Origin of the sequence: Amygdalobacter nucleatus, assembly GCF_029167365.1 — a bacterium.
Lineage (GTDB): Bacteria > Bacillota > Clostridia > Saccharofermentanales > Fastidiosipilaceae > Amygdalobacter > Amygdalobacter nucleatus.
The window spans coordinates 185,227-205,559 of sequence record NZ_JARFNM010000001.1; the positions used below are offsets into that span (position 1 = coordinate 185,227).

19 protein-coding genes are annotated in these 20,333 nt (G+C 39.8%); 11 read left to right on the forward strand and 8 right to left on the reverse strand.

Annotated features, from left to right (window positions below; translation table 11 throughout):
• Nucleotides 1-40: 40 nt before the first annotated feature.
• Nucleotides 41-1,384, reverse strand: a complete 1,344-nt coding sequence (locus PYS62_RS00780; protein WP_066715047.1) for a hypothetical protein — start codon at nucleotides 1,382-1,384, stop codon at nucleotides 41-43.
• Between the two features lie 477 nt (nucleotides 1,385-1,861).
• Here PYS62_RS00780 and PYS62_RS00785 point away from each other — a divergent pair, with 477 nt between their 5' ends.
• Nucleotides 1,862-2,281, forward strand: coding sequence for a hypothetical protein (locus PYS62_RS00785; RefSeq protein WP_066715049.1), 420 nt, complete (start codon nucleotides 1,862-1,864; stop codon nucleotides 2,279-2,281).
• A gap of 110 nt (nucleotides 2,282-2,391) precedes the next feature.
• The gene (locus tag PYS62_RS00790) at nucleotides 2,392-3,246 is read left to right on the forward strand and encodes a hypothetical protein (protein ID WP_066715052.1); all 855 of its coding nucleotides are present in this window, start codon (nucleotides 2,392-2,394) and stop codon (nucleotides 3,244-3,246) included.
• Nucleotides 3,247-3,322: 76 nt separating this feature from the next.
• Here the strand turns inward: PYS62_RS00790 and PYS62_RS00795 are convergent, their stop codons facing one another.
• From PYS62_RS00795 to PYS62_RS00805, 3 genes are all read right to left on the reverse strand, one after another.
• Entirely contained in the window at nucleotides 3,323-4,690 is a 1,368-nt protein-coding gene (locus tag PYS62_RS00795; RefSeq protein ID WP_315573178.1) for a hypothetical protein, read from the reverse strand.
• Between the two features lie 172 nt (nucleotides 4,691-4,862).
• On the reverse strand, nucleotides 4,863-5,075 hold the full coding sequence (locus PYS62_RS00800) for a hypothetical protein (RefSeq protein WP_066715056.1): 213 nt from the start codon (nucleotides 5,073-5,075) through the stop codon (nucleotides 4,863-4,865).
• Nucleotides 5,065-5,346 (reverse strand): BrnT family toxin, encoded by a 282-nt coding sequence (locus tag PYS62_RS00805; protein WP_315574112.1) that lies wholly within the window; start codon nucleotides 5,344-5,346, stop codon nucleotides 5,065-5,067. The genes PYS62_RS00800 and PYS62_RS00805 overlap by 11 nt, the downstream gene beginning before the upstream one ends.
• Nucleotides 5,347-5,880: 534 nt before the next feature.
• Here PYS62_RS00805 and hrcA point away from each other — a divergent pair.
• The 6 genes from hrcA (at nucleotide 5,881) to PYS62_RS00835 (ending at nucleotide 13,456) form a co-directional block, all read left to right on the forward strand.
• Entirely contained in the window at nucleotides 5,881-6,987 is a 1,107-nt protein-coding gene (hrcA, locus tag PYS62_RS00810) for a heat-inducible transcriptional repressor HrcA (RefSeq protein ID WP_066715058.1), read from the forward strand.
• Between the two features lie 18 nt (nucleotides 6,988-7,005).
• The gene (locus tag PYS62_RS00815) at nucleotides 7,006-7,662 is read left to right on the forward strand and encodes a nucleotide exchange factor GrpE (protein WP_066715060.1); all 657 of its coding nucleotides are present in this window, start codon (nucleotides 7,006-7,008) and stop codon (nucleotides 7,660-7,662) included.
• Nucleotides 7,663-7,797: 135 nt separating this feature from the next.
• Complete coding sequence (gene dnaK / locus PYS62_RS00820; RefSeq protein ID WP_066715062.1) at nucleotides 7,798-9,663, forward strand: molecular chaperone DnaK; 1,866 nt, start codon at nucleotides 7,798-7,800, stop codon at nucleotides 9,661-9,663.
• Nucleotides 9,664-9,755: 92 nt separating this feature from the next.
• Nucleotides 9,756-10,919 (forward strand): molecular chaperone DnaJ, encoded by a 1,164-nt coding sequence (dnaJ, locus tag PYS62_RS00825; RefSeq protein WP_066715064.1) that lies wholly within the window; start codon nucleotides 9,756-9,758, stop codon nucleotides 10,917-10,919.
• Nucleotides 10,920-11,370: 451 nt separating this feature from the next.
• Nucleotides 11,371-12,969 carry an ABC transporter ATP-binding protein gene (locus tag PYS62_RS00830; RefSeq protein ID WP_066715066.1) on the forward strand — a complete coding sequence of 533 codons (1,599 nt, stop codon included), beginning with the start codon at nucleotides 11,371-11,373 and terminating at the stop codon, nucleotides 12,967-12,969.
• A 100-nt stretch (nucleotides 12,970-13,069) separates the two neighbouring features.
• Complete coding sequence (locus PYS62_RS00835; RefSeq protein ID WP_156423011.1) at nucleotides 13,070-13,456, forward strand: hypothetical protein; 387 nt, start codon at nucleotides 13,070-13,072, stop codon at nucleotides 13,454-13,456.
• A 190-nt stretch (nucleotides 13,457-13,646) separates the two neighbouring features.
• On the opposite strand, the gene PYS62_RS00840 is transcribed toward PYS62_RS00835, so the two are convergent.
• From PYS62_RS00840 to PYS62_RS00855, 4 genes are all read right to left on the reverse strand, one after another.
• The gene (locus PYS62_RS00840) at nucleotides 13,647-14,666 is read right to left on the reverse strand and encodes an ADP-dependent NAD(P)H-hydrate dehydratase (RefSeq protein ID WP_066715071.1); all 1,020 of its coding nucleotides are present in this window, start codon (nucleotides 14,664-14,666) and stop codon (nucleotides 13,647-13,649) included.
• 80 nt (nucleotides 14,667-14,746) lie between these two features.
• The gene (locus PYS62_RS00845; protein WP_066715073.1) at nucleotides 14,747-16,093 is read right to left on the reverse strand and encodes a hypothetical protein; all 1,347 of its coding nucleotides are present in this window, start codon (nucleotides 16,091-16,093) and stop codon (nucleotides 14,747-14,749) included.
• Nucleotides 16,094-16,243: 150 nt separating this feature from the next.
• Nucleotides 16,244-16,564: a thioredoxin gene (gene trxA, locus PYS62_RS00850; RefSeq protein ID WP_066715075.1), complete on the reverse strand. Its 321-nt coding sequence runs from the start codon at nucleotides 16,562-16,564 to the stop codon at nucleotides 16,244-16,246.
• Between the two features lie 142 nt (nucleotides 16,565-16,706).
• Entirely contained in the window at nucleotides 16,707-17,705 is a 999-nt protein-coding gene (locus tag PYS62_RS00855; RefSeq protein WP_066715078.1) for an HAD-IIB family hydrolase, read from the reverse strand.
• Nucleotides 17,706-17,871: 166 nt separating this feature from the next.
• Here PYS62_RS00855 and PYS62_RS00860 point away from each other — a divergent pair, with 166 nt between their 5' ends.
• The 3 genes from PYS62_RS00860 to eno all read left to right on the forward strand — a co-directional run bounded on the left by PYS62_RS00860 (nucleotide 17,872) and on the right by eno (nucleotide 19,987).
• Nucleotides 17,872-18,090 (forward strand): helix-turn-helix transcriptional regulator, encoded by a 219-nt coding sequence (locus tag PYS62_RS00860; protein WP_066715080.1) that lies wholly within the window; start codon nucleotides 17,872-17,874, stop codon nucleotides 18,088-18,090.
• On the forward strand, nucleotides 18,087-18,503 hold the full coding sequence (locus tag PYS62_RS00865; RefSeq protein ID WP_066715082.1) for a hypothetical protein: 417 nt from the start codon (nucleotides 18,087-18,089) through the stop codon (nucleotides 18,501-18,503). The genes PYS62_RS00860 and PYS62_RS00865 overlap by 4 nt, the downstream gene beginning before the upstream one ends.
• 173 nt (nucleotides 18,504-18,676) lie before the next feature.
• Nucleotides 18,677-19,987: a phosphopyruvate hydratase gene (eno, locus tag PYS62_RS00870; RefSeq protein ID WP_066715083.1), complete on the forward strand. Its 1,311-nt coding sequence runs from the start codon at nucleotides 18,677-18,679 to the stop codon at nucleotides 19,985-19,987.
• Nucleotides 19,988-20,333: the final 346 nt, after the last annotated feature.

Genomic DNA, 20,333 nt, shown 5'->3' on the forward strand with positions numbered 1-20,333 from the left:
AGCATATGCTTATTTTAAAGAATATACAGCTTAATTATGCTTATTTCTTCCAGCTATCAATAGTATCGCTGAGAACTGGTGAAACCTTTGCACAATATACTGGATCTTCGAGGACGATTTGGCCATCGTTTACCCACCAATCGTAACCGCGATCGTTCTTAGCTGGGAAGCGCAATTCTCCATCTTTCTCGCCGTCTTTACTATGATCCTGGTTGCAAGCTGGGTTAGCAGAGTAACCACCCATATCCTTACCCCAAGCCTTGAAGCCATCTTTACTTGTTGTCATGTATGAAATGAATGCGCAAGCTGTCCATGGCAATGGTGAAGTCTTAGGAATCATGAGGTAGTGTTTGTAACCGTAACCACCGATACCTGTGTAACCGTCTTGATATGCTGCGATATTAACGTTATTTACTGAAGATTCAGCTGATTCTTCAACAGAACGTAACTTAGAATAAACGAGCAAACCTGTTTGACCGCTAGCTGATTTTGTGACTAACTGGTTGCAGATAGGACCATCATCTGTTACTTCGTTGAATTGTTCACACCAAAGCTTTACCCAAGCCAAACCGTAAGCAGCGTTCTTAGCTTCGAGACCTAAGTCCTTAGCTTCTTTTTGCATTGCATCGATTGTTGGTTGGAAGTAAGCTTGTTGATCCTTGGACAATTTATCGAAAGCAGCCTTGACCAAGTCAGAATACTTTTCGCTTGTCAACATGTAAAGGAAGTTCTTACCAATTGGCTCACTGTTCAAGCCCATGAACAGTGGATGGCCGTCCTTAGCAACAAAGTCCCAGAAGTTAGTAATTTTGGTTGAACCTTGGTTGTTGATCATGAAAACCTTGATCAATGTTTGCAAAGTTAAGAAAGGCTTACCATTCTTATCGACATCTACGCCCTTAGCACCAGCAAAGTCCTTTGGAATGTAATTCAAGAGGAGGCCCGTATCAGCCATCTTGCTTTGAATTTGGTTACCATCTTGGATCAATGTCATTGAATATGTCTTGGTATTACCGTTAATATCAGCTGTCAAAGCTTCAAAAATGGAGTTGTTCTTAGGCTGTGACCAAGCAATTTTGCCGTTGAAATCGGATTTGATCTTTTGCAATTCCTTGATGAAACCCTCAGCTGCAGTCTTGCCACGGCTGGAGTTACCAATACCGTTCATGGTTTTGCCTTGCAATTCTTCAGCAGCTTTTTTGAACAATTCCTCATTGGACATTTTCTCAGCTTCAGCAATTACTTTGGCAACATCGCCATCAGCTGCAGCTTGCTCATTCTTTTTAGCCTCTGAACCAGCTGGTTTATCAGCTGGTTTAGCACAGCTAGCCAACAAGCCAACACTCATAACCAAACTGAGTGTTAAAGCCAAACATTTTTTCATTGGGTCCTCCCCCTTTGCTAGTCATCACTAGCGCTTTCGTAATAATTTATGACAGAAGCAGGATAAAGGCCTCACTTGCTATCAGAGGAGATTATAAACCTATTTTTTACATTTGTCCAAAAAATTGCACAAATAACCGATAGATAGAAGAAGTGAAAATTGAGCTATATGCACAATGACTTAATTTTATTATCTTATACAATTACATATCATCATGATTTGTTCTTAATTTTGGGGTTTCAGACTATATTAGCTGATGCCTTAATAATAATCAATACCTTAATTGAATTAATTTTTAGAGCGTGATGTGGCTGAAGCTAGATTAATGAACAGAAAAAAGAAAACTTTAGAACAAAATAATTATTATATTGTTGATAATGAATAATAATGACGATAATTTATAGGAAATAATAAGGGGAACTGCAATAAAAAATATTAATTTATGATATGATAAAAGAAAACAACGGGGATATTCTTATGTTAAGAAAACGTTTGTTAGCGCTTCTTGTTGGATTTGCTTTTGCTTTTAGTGGAACATCAATTTTAGCTGAAACAGGAACAGATGAATTGGTTAATTCAACTAAAGCACAGCTGCTACTAAAACCTATTGGTTCTTTTTATAATGAAATTATTATAGATAGTATTACTGAAGAAGATGGCTACGGAGTACAAGTTAGTCGCTACTCTGAAGGACCGGCAACGATAAGTGTTTCAATTGGACATACATTTTCAGCTACCTATTCCGTAAGCTTAGATTACGGTGTTGAGGCAGAATTGTTCAAAATGGTGAGTGCTAAGATTGGTGGTTCAATTGGCTTAAGTGCAACTACAGAAACCAGTTATAGTGAGTCACACACATCAAGTTCCAGCTGGCAAAACAGGCGCTATATTTTTTAGACCAAGAATGAAAGTTGTACGAGCTACTTACTACGATGAACAGGGGTATGGAACAACAATTAGGGCTGAGTACCCTGTTGTAGCTGGCGCTTATGCACAAGGTACTTATTATGTTGAGTATAAATAAATCGGCTAAATCGCTTCTAGCTTGTATTGTGTTGCTTGCAATGATTGGAGCTTGTAAACCGGCAAGGGATGCAGATAAGCTGAATGCTTCTATGCCAACTTTGACTTCTACACGAAGTTCAGCTTTGACGCCCACAATCACCTATTCTGATAAGCACGCTGATCCTTCTTCGATAAAGTGTATGCTTCCTAGTGGGACAGGATTTTACTCTGAGGAAATGCCTTGTAAATTGCTGACGGAGGACAATTTCGATGACAAAATAGTATATGTGACTATTTTTGAATATGATAAAGATCCTAGAAGTGATTTTATAAGTGCAAATGGAAAGAATATCAGTAAGGCAGCCTTGAAAAATGAGTTGACGAGTGAAAAACAGATTTTCCTTTATCATGATAAGTTGATTGAGGTTAGAGAATGTTTTTTGCTCCCGATTAGTATAGGATGTGGGGTCCAAGGCTTAGCTAGATACAATCGCTTGCGCTTTGTACTTAAACAACCTGATTTGCCAGCTGAAATTAAGCAATTTATGCAGCAACATTTTGCTTATCATGAAGAACTTGCGAATTCTTTGGCATACAGCTTATATAACCTAGCTAAAACTGAGGCGGAACAAGAGCGTATATATCGTATTGCGTTTATCCCTAAAGCCTATGAGGTAAAAGTTGAAAATCAAATTTATTATGCTCTTAAGTCGAAGAATATAGCTTTTTCTAACCAGCTCATAGCCGAACAACGCGATCCGCAGATAGATTTCGGCACTAATCCAAGAAGTTTAGTGTGGGCTAATTACTGTGATGGCGTTTATGCTCGCTTAAGTTATATTACTAAGATAGGTTAAACAAAGTACAAGCTCGGCTTAGCCGAGCTTGTTTTAATTACGGTTATAGTAATTGTAGATTTAAGCTTTGACGAGATTATTCTTTGAGCCAACCATCAACTACATCACTTAGAACAGGTGCAACCTTAGCTAAATATTCCGGCTCTTCGACAACAACATTAGCTTCGTTGATCCACCAGTCGATACCACGGTCGTTTTTGGCTGGGAATTCTAACTTACCGTCAACTACACCATCTTTACTGTGATCTTGGTTGATAGCTGGATTTGTAGCATAGGAACCAATATCCTTGCCCCAAGCCTGGAAGCCCTCTTTGTATGTCGTCATATAAGCGATGAAAGCGCAGGCTGACCATGGAAGCGGTGAAGTTTTTGGAATCATGAGGTAATTCTTGAAAGAGTAACCACCAATGCCGACATAATCATCTTGATAAGCCACAATATCGACATTCTTGACTGAAGATTCAGCAGATTCTTCAACGGCACGCAATTTGGAGTAAACAAGCAAGCCAACTTCGTCAACTGCGGATTTAGAAACAAGTTGCTTACAGATCGGGCCATCATCTGTTACCTTATTATATTGTTCGCACCAAAGCTTGACCCAAGCTAAACCATAGGCAGCATTTTCCGCTTCCAAACCTAATTCTTTAGCTTCTTTTTGCATTGCATCAATAGTTGGTTGGAAATAAGCTTGTTGGTCTTTGGATAACTTATCGAAAGCGTATTTGACCAAGTTAGCGTATTTTTCATTCGTCAGCATATACAAGAATGTTTTGCCGATAGTTTCACTGTTGACACCCATGAAAAGCGGATGACTGTCTTTAGCGACAAGATCCCAGAAGTTCTTGATTTGACGTTCGCCTTGGTTGTTCAACATGAAAGTTTTGACAACAGTTAAGAGGTTCAAGAAAGGTTTGCCGTCACGATCGAGGTTGACGCCTTTAGCTTCAGCAAAATCTTTTGGAATATAGTTCAACAAGAGGCCCGTATCAACGAGCTTGTTTTTGACTTGTAAGCCGTCTGTCAACATGGTCATGGCATAAGTGCCTGTTTCACCTTGAATATCGGCTGTCAAAGCTTCAAAAATGGAGTTGTTCTTTGGCTGCGACCAGGCGATTTTGCCACTGAAATCTGGTTTGATTTTCTTTAATTCTTTAATGAAGTTTTCAGCAGCATTTTTGCCCCGGCTGGAAGTGCCGATACCATACATTGTTTTGCCATCTAATTCTTTAACAGCTTTTTCGAACAATTCTTTATTAGAGAGCTTTTCGGCTGCTTGGATGACGGTAGCTACGTCCTCATGGCTTGCCTCAGCTTTACTCTCAGATGCCGATTGCTTAGTTTGTTCGTCTGCTGTTTGGCTAGGAGCTGTAGTCTTTTTCTGACAAGCGCCTAAAAATGAGCCAAGCAAGGTGATGCTTAAAACGAGTGCTAGATATTTTTTCACTAGATCCTCCTTATTGCTAGATATTAGCCAGCAACTAAAAATATATTTTGCCTAAGTTTAGCAAGTTTTTGGTGGAATAGCATTTCTGTGAATGTTTCATTATTATTTCAGAATTAGGCAAAGCCAGTTAGACTTGCAACTTAAATTGGCGGATTGGAATTTATAAGTTTACTTAGTTTTCTTTAGCCGGGTGAGTATCAAGCGTAAAGTGTTTGTGGGTTGATTTGATGTCAGAAACGCGCTTGAATTTGGCCAATTCTCCAGCAGTTAATTTGCGGCAATCTTCATCATATACGATGGGAAAATCTCGCAGATTTTTTAATTCGGCGATTTGCGCTTTATTAAGTTGCTGATTTGCTTTTAGTATGTAAGTTCTAATAGCCATCTTGGTATCTCCTTATTTCTTTTTCGTTAGCTTTGCGAGCTGAGATAATTCGTATGGAAGGATCACGGCATATGTAAACTACTACTACGATTTCTCTTACTAAGCCGATAGTGATGTATCTGGCTTCTGAATAACTATGTTTCTCGTCAAAGTATTTAATTCGATTGCGGTCGTCAAAAACATGCACAGCTGTTTCAAAACTGATACCATGCTTCAACTTATTGCGCCAAGCTTTTTGTTCATCCCACTCAAATATCAAATCTAGCTGCAAATGAAATACACTACTTTCTATTAATTATCCTTCCCTAACAGATGAAAAGCAAACGTATTACAGCTGATTGAGCTTTTAAGCTGCCTTGTGTATTGCTGTTTCTGCCTTAGAGAACTATCTTCAGTGTATACATACACAAGCTGGCTGTGAGCAGAAATTTAATTCAAAAATTCAAAAATTCGTGGTATATGCGGAGCCTGATTTTTGCTTGAGTGCGGTCAACTAAGCCAATACTTATGTATCTAACTACATTTCTGCAAGCTGCTGTTTAGAGGGAAAATTCAAGTAGTCATTCATTACCAAAAACGCTGCTAGTTCCTAAAAATGCTAATATTTGCGCTATGAATCTGCTTCTAACTCTTGCTTTTAGCCTAAACGGGTCTATTCACACAATATTTACTAAAAAGACGCTAAGAAAGAGCAAATTTGACTTTGTCTTTATTTGACTTTCACTCACATAGTGTTACAATATGTTTAGCACTCGGGAAGACAGAGTGCTAAAGAAGCCTATGAAAGTGGAAAGGAGCTTGTGAGATGACTGACAAAGTTGAAAAACAACCTAAACAATCCAAGCAAGCACTTATGCCACTTGATGAGCGCAAACGCGAGATCTTGAAGGCTGTTATCACGGACTATGTAATGACAGCTGAACCAGTTGGCTCCAAGAATTTGCTGAAACGCCACAAGCTCAATTACAGTTCTGCTACCGTTAGAAACGAGATGGCAGAGCTGGAAGAACTAGGCTATTTGGAAAAACCACATACATCAGCTGGCCGTATACCATCAGATATTGGTTATCGCCTTTATGTTGATGAATTGATTGAACCAAAAGAAATGAGCAAACAGGAACAACAAGTTATAAAGGCTGAATTTAGCAAGGCGTTTGACAATTTTGATCATTTGTTGAGCCAAGCAGCTGACTTTTTGTCCAAACAAACAGGCTATGCTTCGATTTTGCTGACCCCAGAAGCTGAAACAACTTATATCAAACACATTCGGATGTTACAGACAGAACCTGGCAGAATTATGATCATTGTGATTTTGCAAGCTGGCTTGATGAAGAATCGTTTGGTGAAAGTCAATGATTTGTTCACGCCAGAACAGCTTAGAATCATATCCGAAGCAATTGAGCATTCAGTAAGTAATACACCACTTGCCAAGATTGATCTTTTGACAATTGAACAGGCCAAAGCTACAGCCAACGTATCTAACACCCTGATTGATCAACTGATTTATGAGGCGTGGATGGCAATTAAACAGGCTGATAATCCTTCTGCTTGCGTGAAGGGAATGCCTAATTTATTGCGATATCCTGAGTTCCAAGATCCTGCCAAAGCTGAAAAAGTCCTAGGCACATTGAGTAACGCTCATAGCTTGCACGGTATGATCCCGCTTGATTACAAACAAGCGACAACAGCTGATGACCAAATGGCTTATTACTCCATTCGAATCGGCCAAGAATTGTTAGATCAAGACTTTGCTGATTGCAGTTTGGTTAGTAGCGTTTACCGATTAAGAGGACAGCAAATTGGTCAGATCAACGTAATAGGGCCAAGACGTATGAACTATGAGAAAGTACTTAGTCGTGTGAGGTTTGTAAGTCAGACTTTACATGAAATATTAAATGAAGATAAAAAGTAGTATTGATGAGGTGACGATTTGAAAAAAGCAAAATGTAAGAAAACAGCGCAAGCTGAACGAGAGAATAAACCACTTGCAACAGACAAACCGCTTGCATCTGAAGATACAACTGAAACAGAGAAGTCAACTGAAGATGCTTGCGAGAAAGAGTCAGAAATAGAAAAAGTCAAAGCTGAGTTAGCCAAAACAAAATTGGCTTTAGCAACTTTACAACAAGAGAAACAAACTTTACAAGATCAAAGCATGCGTTTGCAAGCTGAATATGATAACTACAGGCGTAGAACACAGAGCGAGAAAGAGCGCATTTACGGCGATGCAATTCAAAAAATTTGCAAGGAGCTTTTACTCTTACTGGACAATTTGGGCCGTGCAAAAGACTCAAATGTTAAACAATTAGCTGAACAGCAAGATTTGGGCGAACAGGCAACAAGCGTTTTGCAAAGCTTAGTCAAAGGCAGCGAACTTGTTTATCAGCAAGCTGAACAATTGTTCAATAAATTAGGTGTGACAGAGATGGCAGCCTTGGGAGAGAAATTTAATCCAGATTTCCATGAAGCTGTTATGCATGTTGAAGATGAGCAGTTTGGCGAGAATGAAGTGGTGGAGGTTTTCCAAACTGGTTATCTCTATGGCGAGCGGGTGTTAAGGCCAGCGGTAGTTAAAGTCGCTAACTGATATATAAGCAAACTGATTTTTAAGCTAACTTGTGTTAAATAAGTATATAAGGAATTAAATCTAGAAATAGATGATTGAAAATAGAAAGTAAGAAGATTCGATAAGCTATTAGATAGCTTGAGGAGGTATTTTGATATGGCAAAGGTAATCGGTATTGATTTAGGTACAACTAACTCATGTGTAGCTGTTATGGAAGGCGGCGATCCTGTCGTAATTACTAACCCAGATGGCAACCGTACAACTCCATCTGTTGTCGCTTTTACTAAGTCAGGCGAGCGCTTGGTTGGCCAAGTTGCTAAACGTCAGGCAGTTACAAACCCTGATCGTACGATCCAATCAATCAAACGTGAAATGGGTACAGATTATAAGATTAAAATTGATGACAAAAATTATACAGCTCCAGAAGTTTCAGCCATGATTTTGCAAAAATTAAAGAGTGATGCTGAGGCTTATTTAGGCGAGACTGTCAGCCAAGCTGTTATCACAGTTCCTGCTTACTTCAGTGATGCTCAACGTCAAGCAACTAAGGATGCTGGTAAGATCGCTGGCTTGGAAGTTTTGCGTATCATCAACGAGCCAACAGCTGCTTCTTTGGCTTATGGCTTGGATAAAGAAGATGAACAAAAGATCGTCGTCTTCGACTTGGGCGGTGGTACATTTGATGTGTCCATTTTGGAAATTGGTGATGGCGTTTTCGAAGTATTGTCCACAGCTGGTAACAACCGTTTAGGTGGTGATGACTTCGATAAGCGCATTATGGACTGGATGATTGAGGAATTTAAGCAGAAAGAAGGCATGGACTTGTCACAAGATAAGATGGCTGTGCAACGTTTACGTGATGCTGCTGAAAAAGCTAAGATTGAATTGTCCGGTATGACTTCAACCAACATCAACTTGCCATACATTTCAGCTGACGTTTCTGGTGCAAAGCACTTGGATATGACTTTGACAAGAGCTAAATTCAACGAGTTGACACATGACTTGGTTGAGAAGTGCATGGACCCAGTTCGTCAAGCTATGCATGATGCAAACGCAACAAATAACGATATTCACAAGGTTCTCTTGGTTGGTGGTTCAACTCGTATTCCAGCTGTTCAAGAAGCTGTTAAAGAATTCTTTGGTAAAGAACCATTCAAAGGCATTAACCCTGATGAGTGCGTCGCTATCGGTGCTGCTATTCAAGCTGCTGTTTTGACTGGTGAAGTTAAGGGCTTGTTATTGCTCGATGTTACTTCCTTGTCCTTAGGTATTAAGACAATGGGCGACATCAACACAAAGATTATTGAGCGTAACACAACTATCCCTACTAAGAAGAGTCAAATCTTCTCTACAGCTGCTGATAGCCAAACTTCAGTTGAAATTTGCGTCTTACAAGGTGAACGTACAATGGCTCAAGACAACAAGCTGTTAGGTACATTCGTTCTCGATGGCATCGCTCCAGCTCCACGTGGCATCCCACAAATTGAAGTTACATTCGATATTGATGCTAACGGCATTGTACACGTTTCTGCAACAGATAAAGGTACTGGTAAAGAGCAACACATCACAGTTACAGCATCTTCTAACATGAGTAAAGAAGATATTGAAAAGGCTGTTAAGGAAGCTGAACAATTTGCTGAACAAGATAAGAAAGCCCGTGATAAGGCTGAAGTTCATAACTCCGCTGAACAAGCTTGCTATATGGCAGAAAAGACGCTCAAGGATATGGGCGAGAAATTAACAGCTGATGAGAAGAGTGGCATCGAAGCTGCTAAGAAGGATTTGGAAGCTGTTAAGACCTCAGAAGATTTGGAAGACATCAAGAAGAAGATGGAAGCTTTGCAACAAGCTATTTACAAGGGCACAGAGCGTGTATACAAAGAAATGGCACAACAAGCTCAGCAAGCTCAAGCAAATCAACAGACTCAACAAGGCGCTAACGGTGCAAACGGTCAAGCTGGCACAGGCAATAACGGTGCTAACAATGGCGGCACTTATGAGGCTGATTTCAAGAAAGACTAATACAAGCGCTAAAGTTTAGATTGAATGAGCAGGTGAAAAACTGGGTCGGCAAAAACTGCTGATCTAGTTTTTCCTAAGTCTAGAGGTAATAAATAGTGGCAAAGAAAGATTATTACGAGGTCTTGGGCGTTAGCAAGGATGCGAGCGAGAGTGACTTGAAACGAGCTTATCGTAAACTCGCTAAACAATATCACCCAGACTTACATCCAGGCGACAAGGCCGCAGAAGAAAAATTTAAGGAAATCAATGAAGCTTACGCTGTTTTGAGTGATAGCACAAAGCGTAGCCAGTATGATCAATATGGCTTTGCTGGGGCTGATGGCCAAGGCTTTAGTGGTGCTGCAGCTGATTTCGACTTTAGCGAGATTCTAAGCTCCTTGTTCGGCGGATCTGGCTTTGGCGGGTTCGGTGGCTTCGGCGGCTCTGGTTTCGGTGGCTTTGGCGGTGGCCGTTATCAACGCCAACCACAAAAAGGTCAGACTTTGTTGTTCCGTTTAGCCATTGATTTCATGGAAGCTGTTAATGGTACAGAGAAGAAGATCAAGCCTAATCGTGTGGTTAATTGTAATAATTGCCATGGTTCAGGTGTAGCTCCTGGTAAGTCAGCTATTAAGTGTTCAGCTTGCCATGGTAGTGGTGTCTTAAGCCAACAACAACGTACGCCAATGGGCATTATGATGACGCAAAGACCATGTTCAGCTTGTCATGGTCAAGGCGAAATTATTCAAGATCCTTGCACAGTCTGTCATGGTAGCGGCAAGGTCAATAGCTCTGAAACTTTAACAGTCAAAATTCCTGCTGGTATCAACGAGGAAGAGCGCTTAGTTTTGCGCGGCGAGGGTGCTGCTGGCGAAAATGGCGGTCCAAATGGCGATTTGTATGTTGAGATTATCATTCGTCCGCATCCAATTTTCCATCGTCAAGGCTATGATACTTATTGCGACTTACCATTGACATTTGCCCAGGCTACTTTGGGAGCAGAGGTGGAAATTCCAACTGTCTATGGCAAAGAGAAGTATCAGATTAAGCCAGGAACACAGGCTGGCGAGCAAATTTGCTTGACTGGTAAAGGCATTAGCTACGTCAACAATGCAAATAAACGTGGTAACCATTATGCTAAAGTCAAAATGGAAGTGCCACGTCACTTGAATGATGAGCAAAGAGCCGCTTTGGAAAAATTCGATAGTCTGTTAAGCGATGACAGCTACAACGAACGAAATGGCTTCTTCACAAAAATGAAAGACTTATTTAGTTAAAGATACGCAACGAATTGTTAATATATGCAAGCGCTCGGCTAGGAGATAGAGATAGCTGGGCGCTTGTTTGTTTTTAAATCTGTAAATACTGTTTTAATTAGTTGATAGCCGAAGCTTGCAGCGATCAAAATAGTAAAACTAACAGTTATAGGGCTTAGCGAGTTATTCCAACTACTTACAAAGACAATGAAATGCACAAATTATGATTTCTAAACGTTGAATAAAATGCAAAATGCACAAATTCTATAGACAATTATTGCATACTCTAAAAAAGAGACTATAATTTCGATAAATAGCAAACAAATGTTTAATAACATTTTGCAAATTGTTGAGTATTTTTGAAAAACTTAAAAATGAAGGTGAAAATTTTACGTCCTTTTATAGAGAGATAGTAAATATACCTGCATTGACTGTGATTAAATTGTTTGCCTTTAAGTAGGAGGGGAATTTTATGTTAAGACTAGGCAATACTTGGCTAAACAAGGCGCTTAAGCAAAATGCTTTAATAACCATATTAGCAATGTTCTTTCGAGCTTTAGCAGCCGCCTCTTGGGTTGTTATGTCTTATTCGTTGACATGGTTACTGGACGGCTATGCAGTTGGTCAGGCTGCTTTTAACAAGGCGGCTTTAACAGTTATCGGCTTAATTATCCTGATGATGTTCCTAAACTTCGTTTCAGATTGGGTTAGGGCTATCTATATTCGTCGTGTCAATACCTTCGTACGTGAGCAAATTTCTGAAAGCGTAGTGGCTAATACAGCTGATTTGCTTTCAAGTAAGAATACGGGCAAGAAAATTTCTTGGTATTTGAATGATGTGGACGAACTAGAAGCCAAATATTACACAAATATAGTTGGTGGCGCTTACGACATCACCATGATCGTGCTTGCTTTTATCGCAATTGTTATGGTGCATTGGATTTTTGCCATAGCAGCAGCCGTGTTATTTTTAATTTCCTTGTTAGTGCCAGCTTTAGTCAACAAATTTGTGGAGAAAGCGCAACAAAAATTGACGGTAGCTAAAGAAGAATATACTGAGGGTGTGCGCGATAACTTAGAAAGTATTTATACACTTTTCTTTGCCAATAAGTTGGCTTATTTTCTAAAAAGAATGGTCAATACCAATCATATGCGGGAAAAGAAATATTACCAATACAATCTAACGATGGCTAAAACGCAAACAGCACTATTTTTCGTGAATTTCGCATCGCAGGCAGGTTTAATTATCTTTGCATTGTATGTTTCTAGCTTAGGCTACGCTAGCCCTGGTAGTGCATTCAGTATAGGGGCCTTGTCAGGTAATTTGTTTAACGGTGTGCAAGGCTTCATGTCAGCCATAGCTGTTATTTCTTCCGTGTCTGCTATAACCGATAAATATACAATTCACCAAACTGGTAAAACAAAGTCATTGCAAACTAGTGTAGATGGCATTGAATTGAAGAATGTCAGCTTTAATTATGGTGAGCGAGCCATTCTCAAAAATTTCAACTATGAATTTGCCAAAGCAAAATATGCTCTGAAGGGTGAATCAGGTAGCGGTAAGTCTACCTTAATGAAGCTGATGCTGGGCATTAATCAGGCTGATAGCGGCCAGGTCTTAGTCAATGACGATGACATAAAAGCGCTAGATTTGACATCTTACTTTAGACATTTGTCTTACATTGAACAGAATGTTTATTTGCTGAATGAAACTATTCGGGAGAATATTTTGTTAGGTAGTGAGATTTCAGAGGCTAAATTAGCCAATATTATTAAAGTAGCGAAGCTGGATGAATTTATTGCTAAATTGCCAAATGGGCTTGAGACAAAGATAAGCTCAAATGGTCAGCAAATTTCAGGTGGTGAGAAGCAGCGCATTGCCATTGCGAGAGCCTTGGTCAAGGATGTTGATTTCCTCTTTATTGATGAAGCTACATCGCAACTTGATCCAGTCAATCGGGCGGATATTGAAAAGATTTTGCTTGAATTAAAGGATGTTGGCATTGTGATGATCAGCCATAACTTTGATCCAGCTACCTTAGCCAAATTTGATGCTGTGATTGAAATGTAGAAAAGCTGCAGCTAATTATATACAGTTAATTATTTGTGGCCATTTAACAGAATCCCATCTTGGCGTATTATCTCCAATATCAGTACGCATTAGTTTTGCTATGCGTGACAAATATAATCCTAAGCATGATTTAGCTGAATTACCAGCCAATATGCAAGCTGAATTATTATTTAAGCACTACATTGCAGATAGTGACCGTTTTTATGTGTATGCTCTCACAGGGGAGCTAGATGCGGAAGATAAATCGAGCTGGCAGCCAGCAAATTGGCAGGCTAATGACAAGGCTTTTAGCGAAGCTTTAAGTTGGACAAAGTCATTTGTGTATACATACATCAAAGAAAAAGAATTTAGCGGAAAGCTGTCGGACTTGTTACTGAATGCGCAGTTTGATAAGCAACTTATGTACAGAACAATTGCTAAACATAAGCTGTATATTTATTATCCAGCGACTAAAAGTGGCTATTTGTTTGTCTACACTCCACATTAGCACCGTGTATGCGAACTTAAATAAAAAATGCGAAAAGCTCACTGTTAAAGTGGGCTTTTTCCTTAGAAACGCATATGGGTTAAACTGTCATTGACAATTCTTTACTAAATAGTCTGAAATAGTCAATGAGGTTGTCGGCCACACCGTGCACACAGACATTTTAGTACACAAAGATTGAACTGTAAGCGAACTAATCCCAACCGATACTTTGGAAAACTTGACCAAAGACAGCTAGCAAATCACTAGGCAGGATAGAACGGCTAGCTGATGCTTGACTGAGTATTTCACTAGCAGCACCATGTACGTAAACAGATAACTGACTAGCTAGATCAGGTGCTAGATCCTGGGCCATAAGCCCTGCCAACAAACCGGCTAAGACATCACCACTTCCAGCTTTGGCCAAGGCGTTACAGCCGCTTGTATTTTGATAAATAGTTAAATTGCTATTTTCAGGTGCAGCGGAATTTAGCTCCCCTTTTAGAAGGTAAGTCGGCGCACCTTTAACTACCACATAAGCCTGATAACTTTGGCTAACTATCAGTGCATAGGCTAGGCGCTCCAAATCTGGCTCAGTCAGTTTACCTTGCTCAGGTGATATGGTCTTTAGCGCTTCTTTCAAATAAGTTAGTGCTTTCGTATGCTCAAGCTTTTGACGAGAATTAGCTAAGGCTGCATATAGACGCTTTAACTCACCCAAATGCGGCAGCAGCAAGATTGGCTTTAAGTTCTGTTTGCTTCGTTTCTTGAGCAGACCTTGCAGCTTACCATTCGTTTGCCATTTAGCTAAGATAGTTAGCGCATCGGCATCAATCAGCAAATTATCGACATTAAGTAGGCAAAGCTCTAACTCCAATTCGGTTAATTCTGAAAGGCTGCACCCTGAACCAATTAAGACAGCGTCCATTTGGTGAATTAATTTGCAAAAATCTTCTCTCTGAGTCGATGTTTCCAAACTTGTTTGGGCATGATACAAGGCACTTGGCAACTTCACAACAAAATGGGGGATTAATTCCTTGGCGCACAACAAATGCGCATAGCCAACGCCTGAACGCAAGCAAGCTTCTAAACTAAGTAAAGCCGCTCCAGGATAAGTTAAGCTGCCTGTCAAGAGCAAAGCCTTGCCCATTTGCCCTTTATGCAAAGCTTGAGGGCGAAGAAGCCTCTTATTATATAAACTTTCAGCGTTAATACTTTGAACTTCCAGTGCCATAATTTGCCTTCCTTAACTATGGCCATTATACCAAGAAAAAAGCTCTGCACATTGTGCAGAGCAAATGACATGCTGTTTGTCTAATCAGTTTTGGGCCAATTAGAAAGATAATAAGCAACGCCATCATTCGGGCTAGATGCAGCTACAAATAGCTTTGGCTTGTCACTATCTATTAGCGTATACAGCTGGTTATTTTTGGCCGTTAAGCCTGTATCTAAGAGATCAAAGACATTTTCGTCAGGGTAATAAGCGTAATATTGGTAAGTTTCTGTTTCATTTAGCTTAGATTTAGCCATGCTGAATGGATCAGATGGCTTTTTTCTATGCGCTGTAGGTACACTCTGTAAATGGAGTCCTTCAGTATTTTGCACATGATAATATGGACCGATTTTTCGTAAGATTACGGCCGTAAGATTACCAATTTTGTTATTACGATCTTCAAAGTTCACAAAGAGAAAATTGCCGTCCACCATAAAGTCACACGCATAATTTTTTGCCGCTTTGAGTTCATTAAGATCTGTTAGCTCTAACTCGTCAATTTGATTGCCCTCAGGATTAAGCGTACGCAAAAAGTATTTACCATAACTTTTCACTAGCAATTTTACGTTGCCGTCCTGACAGTCAAGCCCATATACCTCTTTTTCGCTGGCAGATATAGGCTTAGCCCGCATAAGCTCACTTAGCATTGTAGCTTTGATGTCATAGCAGAGGACGATTTGCTGAATTTCACGGCTAGCGAAATTGGTAGTTGTATCTAATACGAAAACCAGTTTATCTTTTGCTAATTGGCGAATAGGACTGATACCATCAAAATCAAAGCTCGTATATTCTGCTAAAAGGCTAGTTGATTGCTGGCTAAAATCAAGTAACGCAATTTTGCTGTGGACATCTTTGAACTTGGGGCTTTTTTCGGTTGAATTGTAGACAACAAGCATGTGATTGTCGTCTAAGACACAATAGGCGTAATTCTCGTTACCCAAGTACCAATCGTCTAGCTTGATTTCTTGTTTCGTTTTTGTAGCGAGATCATAAGTGCCGAAATAATATTTTTTAGCTCCCCACTGACTGTTTCTTAACAAGCTGTTGATTTCAGCCTGAGACATATTGTCTGGCACTTTTTTGCACATATAAAAAAGTTTACCATTTTTAATTGCTAAAACCGTAGGTAAACCGTCTGGCAAAGCTTTGCCTAATGCATAACGTTTGAACGATAGATTGTCAGTTGCAAGCTTTTCTAAGTTAAGCTGAATGGTATTACGCAGAACAGGTGCAGCTTGTTCATTAGGCTGAACTTCATTAGAAGCTGTTTGCACTGTATCTGAATTTGTAATAGCTGATGTAGTGGCCCTTGGCTGGCTGTGTGATTTGCCACAGCTAGCTAGGCTGAAGGCCACTAAAAGCAGCATAAATTTAGCTGATTTTTTCATATTCGTAGTTCCTCCCCCAGAAGTATGTTTCCGACATTATAAGTTTATAGTGTTACTGGATGATTAGCTGGAAAATACATAAAAAGCCTAATACTCAGACAAGTACTAGGCTTTCAATATGCAAAGTTACACACTTAAATTAATTAGGAATTACAACAAGCTTTCGATGATTGCAACCCAATTATCATACTCTTGGAAACCGACAGCATGCTTAACAACTTCGCCGTTTTTGATGAAGAAGACGCTTGGAATGCTGCTTACTCTAAATTGAGCAGCCAATTCTGGCTCTTCATCGACATTGACCTTGCCTACAACGACACGACCATCATAAGCTTCCGCCAATTCTTCCACAACTGGACCCAAAGCACGGCAAGGACCGCACCAAGTTGCCCAAAAATCGACCATGACCAACTTATCTTTAACATTCATTACTTCTTTTTGAAAGTTTTCACTTGTTAATTTAATTTCCATGAACAGCCTCCCTATCTTGCTTACACCTATTGTTCCATAGGCGTGGAGAAATATTAATTTAAGTTTAGCATGATTGTGCTTAGCAAGTGTGAATAAATTGCAAGCTGCTATGAACGAAATACTCTGAATGTGTTAGCAAACACTAAATTAAATCATTGTCCAAAAGATAGTGCAAAAATTCAATTACACCCTCGGCATACGGCTTAGTGGCAACAAACGAACAGACGGCTTTTAATTCAGGGCGTGCGTTAGCCACACAGGCAGAAACATCAGCCACTTCCATCATACCAATATCGTTAAGCGAATCGCCGATGGCTGCAATATGCTTGTATTGTGTTTGGGACTTTAAGTAATGCAAACCAGCTTTTTTATCAATATTGTTTGGCATGATATCCAGAGAAAATGAACCGTAACGAATGACGTTCATGTCTGCTTTGAATGCTTCTAGCCACAGACAGAATTGGTCGAAAATAGGCTGCATTTCATGCTCACTAGCAGTGGTTAGCATAAAAGCTTTGTAGATAGGCATTTGACTGAATCTAGCAAAATCACAGGCTTGAAAAGCTGCATTCAAATCGCTTAGTAAATATTCGTGCTCCCAGAGGGGATGGACATTAAATAAATGCTCTTGGTGTTCCGCTGCATAAGAAACTGCAATATGTGCTTGACTGGCAAAGGCCAAAGCGTTATATATGTAGATTATTTTCAATACGTTATTGTCATATGTGTCAGGATCTAAGCGCAGCGTTGCTTGACCAACATATTCAGGTCGTGTGCCGTCCAGACAGAGCTTTTCTAAATTTGCGCCATAAGTATTTGCAACAGCTTCAGCTGTGGCTTTGTCTAACGGTTCAAATAATAAAGTTTGATGTAAAACCTTAGGCTCATTGCACGACTTGTATAACATGGCGCCATTGTCACCTATGAGTGGAAAATTGCGGCGTTTAAGCGCAGCTGCAACTCTACTTAAGCCATCGAAGCTACGCCCTGAAGCAAGTGTGAAAGGAATATTGTGGGCTTGAATCAGCTGTCTTAATTCTTGGATAGCCGGTGCGTTCAGACCGTCAAAATTTAAGAGTGTACCGTCAATATCGCATGTGATGAGATCAATTTTTGCTTGATTGTTTGGAAATTGCTGCAAAGTTATAACCTTCCTATCGGTGAATTTCTTTTAATTATACCTATTAAGCTGTGACCAATGTGCAAAAATCAGCTTATTTAACTTGAGCGGTTGTTGACACCATTATTGACGGATGGTACCATAAATAGCACTAGGTACTATAAATGTAACCAAACAGGAGGATAAGGTGGAAGTTGAAATTAGTAATCGTATAGCGGAATTTCGTAAAGAAAAAGGCTTGTCGCAGCACAGATTAGCTAAGGCTGTCGGCTTGAAACGCCGCTCAATCATGGCCTATGAGAACAATGTAATTAGTCCAACTTTAGAAACAGCATACAAAATATGCTTAGTTTTAGAGAAAGACATCAAAGAAGTATTTAGCTTGGATAGTTGGAGGGAAGTATGAGCATTTTATATAACATGAACGAAATTAGAGAGCAAGTACAGACAGCTTTTGGTGATACAGAAAATTACTTAGTTGTTATTAAACACAATAACTGGCAAAGCGACATAATTAAGCTGTTATTAGGTGGAGTTCTGTATCCGATGGATAGTAGCCGACAATTTGTTCTTTATTTTAGCCCGAAAGGCATTTATGAAAAAGAACTAGGTAATCCTTTGAGCAAGGAATTTGTTTTGCTACCGTGGCATGAAATTACAGACATTAGTATTAAGCCTTGGTACCTGCACAAAGTCATTCGTTGTTTGCATCTAGGGAAACAGCTAGGCTATGAAGTGTTCTTTAGCGGCAGAATTAATCAGGATAATAAGCGTAATTTAGAGCAGTTGATAGCGAATGATTGGCATCGAATCTGCTAAGCTTGTTAGGATTCTGCCAAATTAGCAATTAGAATTGACTGAATTAGCCAACATTTTAATTTAACTTGGACTGACATTTGCCGAGATTGATAAAATTTAGCTTTTTTCTTTTGAGAAAGTCGGCTATAATCAATATAAATTTGCTTATGTAAATTTGAGGAGGTATTGATAAAATGTTTGCAAGTTTAATCACTGACATTTATGCACGCGAAATTATGGATTCTCGTGGCAATCCAACAGTAGAAGTTGATGTTATGACAGAGCATGGCGGTTTCGGACGTGCTGCAGTGCCATCAGGCGCTTCAACAGGTGCTTTCGAGGCAGTTGAATTACGTGACGGCGATAAGTCTCGCTATCAAGGTAAAGGTGTTCTCCAAGCTGTTGAGAATGTTAATACTGTGATTGCTGAAGCTCTCGTTGGTATGGACGTTTTCGATCAATTGGCAATTGACCAAACAATGATTGAGTTGGATGGTACAGACAACAAGGGTAAATTGGGTGCAAATGCTATGTTGGGCGTTTCCTTGGCTTGTGCAAAGGCAGCTGCTGATACATTGGATGTACCTCTGTATGAATACTTAGGTGGTAAGAATGCTCATGTTTTGCCAGTACCTATGATGAACGTCATCAACGGTGGTGCACATGCTGATAACAATATCAACTTGCAAGAATTCATGATTATGCCAACAGGTGCTCATTCATTCTCCGAAGCTTTGCGCTGGTGTTCAGAAGTCTACCATACATTGAAGAGCCTCTTGAAGAAAGACGGTTACTCAACAGCTATCGGTGATGAAGGTGGCTTTGCTCCTAACTTGGAGAACGATGAGGCTGCTTTGGCTTACTTAGTTAAGGCTATTACAGCTGCTGGCTTCAAACCAGGCGTAGATTTCCATATCGCTATGGACCCAGCTACAACTGAACTTTATGACCATGCTAAGGCTGCTGGTCACGAAGGCAAGTACTTCTTCTGGAAGACTGGTGAAGTTAAGACAAGTGCTGAGATGGTTGACTGGTTTGCTTCATTGGTTGAGAAGTACCCAATTATTTCCTTGGAAGATGCTTTGGCTGAAGAAGACTGGGAAGGCTGGACAATTTTGACAGAGAGACTCGGCAAGAAGCTGCAATTGGTCGGCGACGATTTGTTCGTAACAAATCCTAAGCGCTTGGCTAAGGGCTTTGCTACAAAGTCAGCTAACTCCATCTTGATTAAGTTGAACCAAATCGGTACATTGTCTGAAACAATGCAGACAATCAACGATGCTAACCAACATGGTTACACAAGCGTTGTTTCACACCGTTCTGGTGAAACAGAAGATGTTACAATCGCTGACTTAGTGGTTGCTATGAACGCTGGCCAAATTAAGACTGGTGCTCCATGCCGTACAGACCGTGTTGCTAAGTATAATCAATTGTTACGTATCGAGGAAGAATTAGGCGATAAGGCTTGCTATCGTGGAATCGAAGCATTTTCTTTCAATCGCTAATTATTAGTTAAAAAGTTTAGCTGTTAGAATTAGGGCTGATTGAGCTATTTAGTTCATGACAGCCCTTTTTACGAATATATGACAATCCGTTTGCTTTTGCCATATTAGCACCCTAAAATACAGTTCAATAGCTAAGAAATACCCTGAAATTTAGGTCTGAACAATAGGCTGCAAAAGCAAAATTCATTGCACACAAGTGCTTATTTTTATAGTTAAAAACACCAAAAAATAGTTTGAATCATTCCATAAAATGTTAAAATTCGCCCTAAATTGGGGAAGAACTGGAAAAATTTTCTGATTTTAGGTAAAATTGATTTTGTTAGGCCAAGCATGAAAAATGACAACA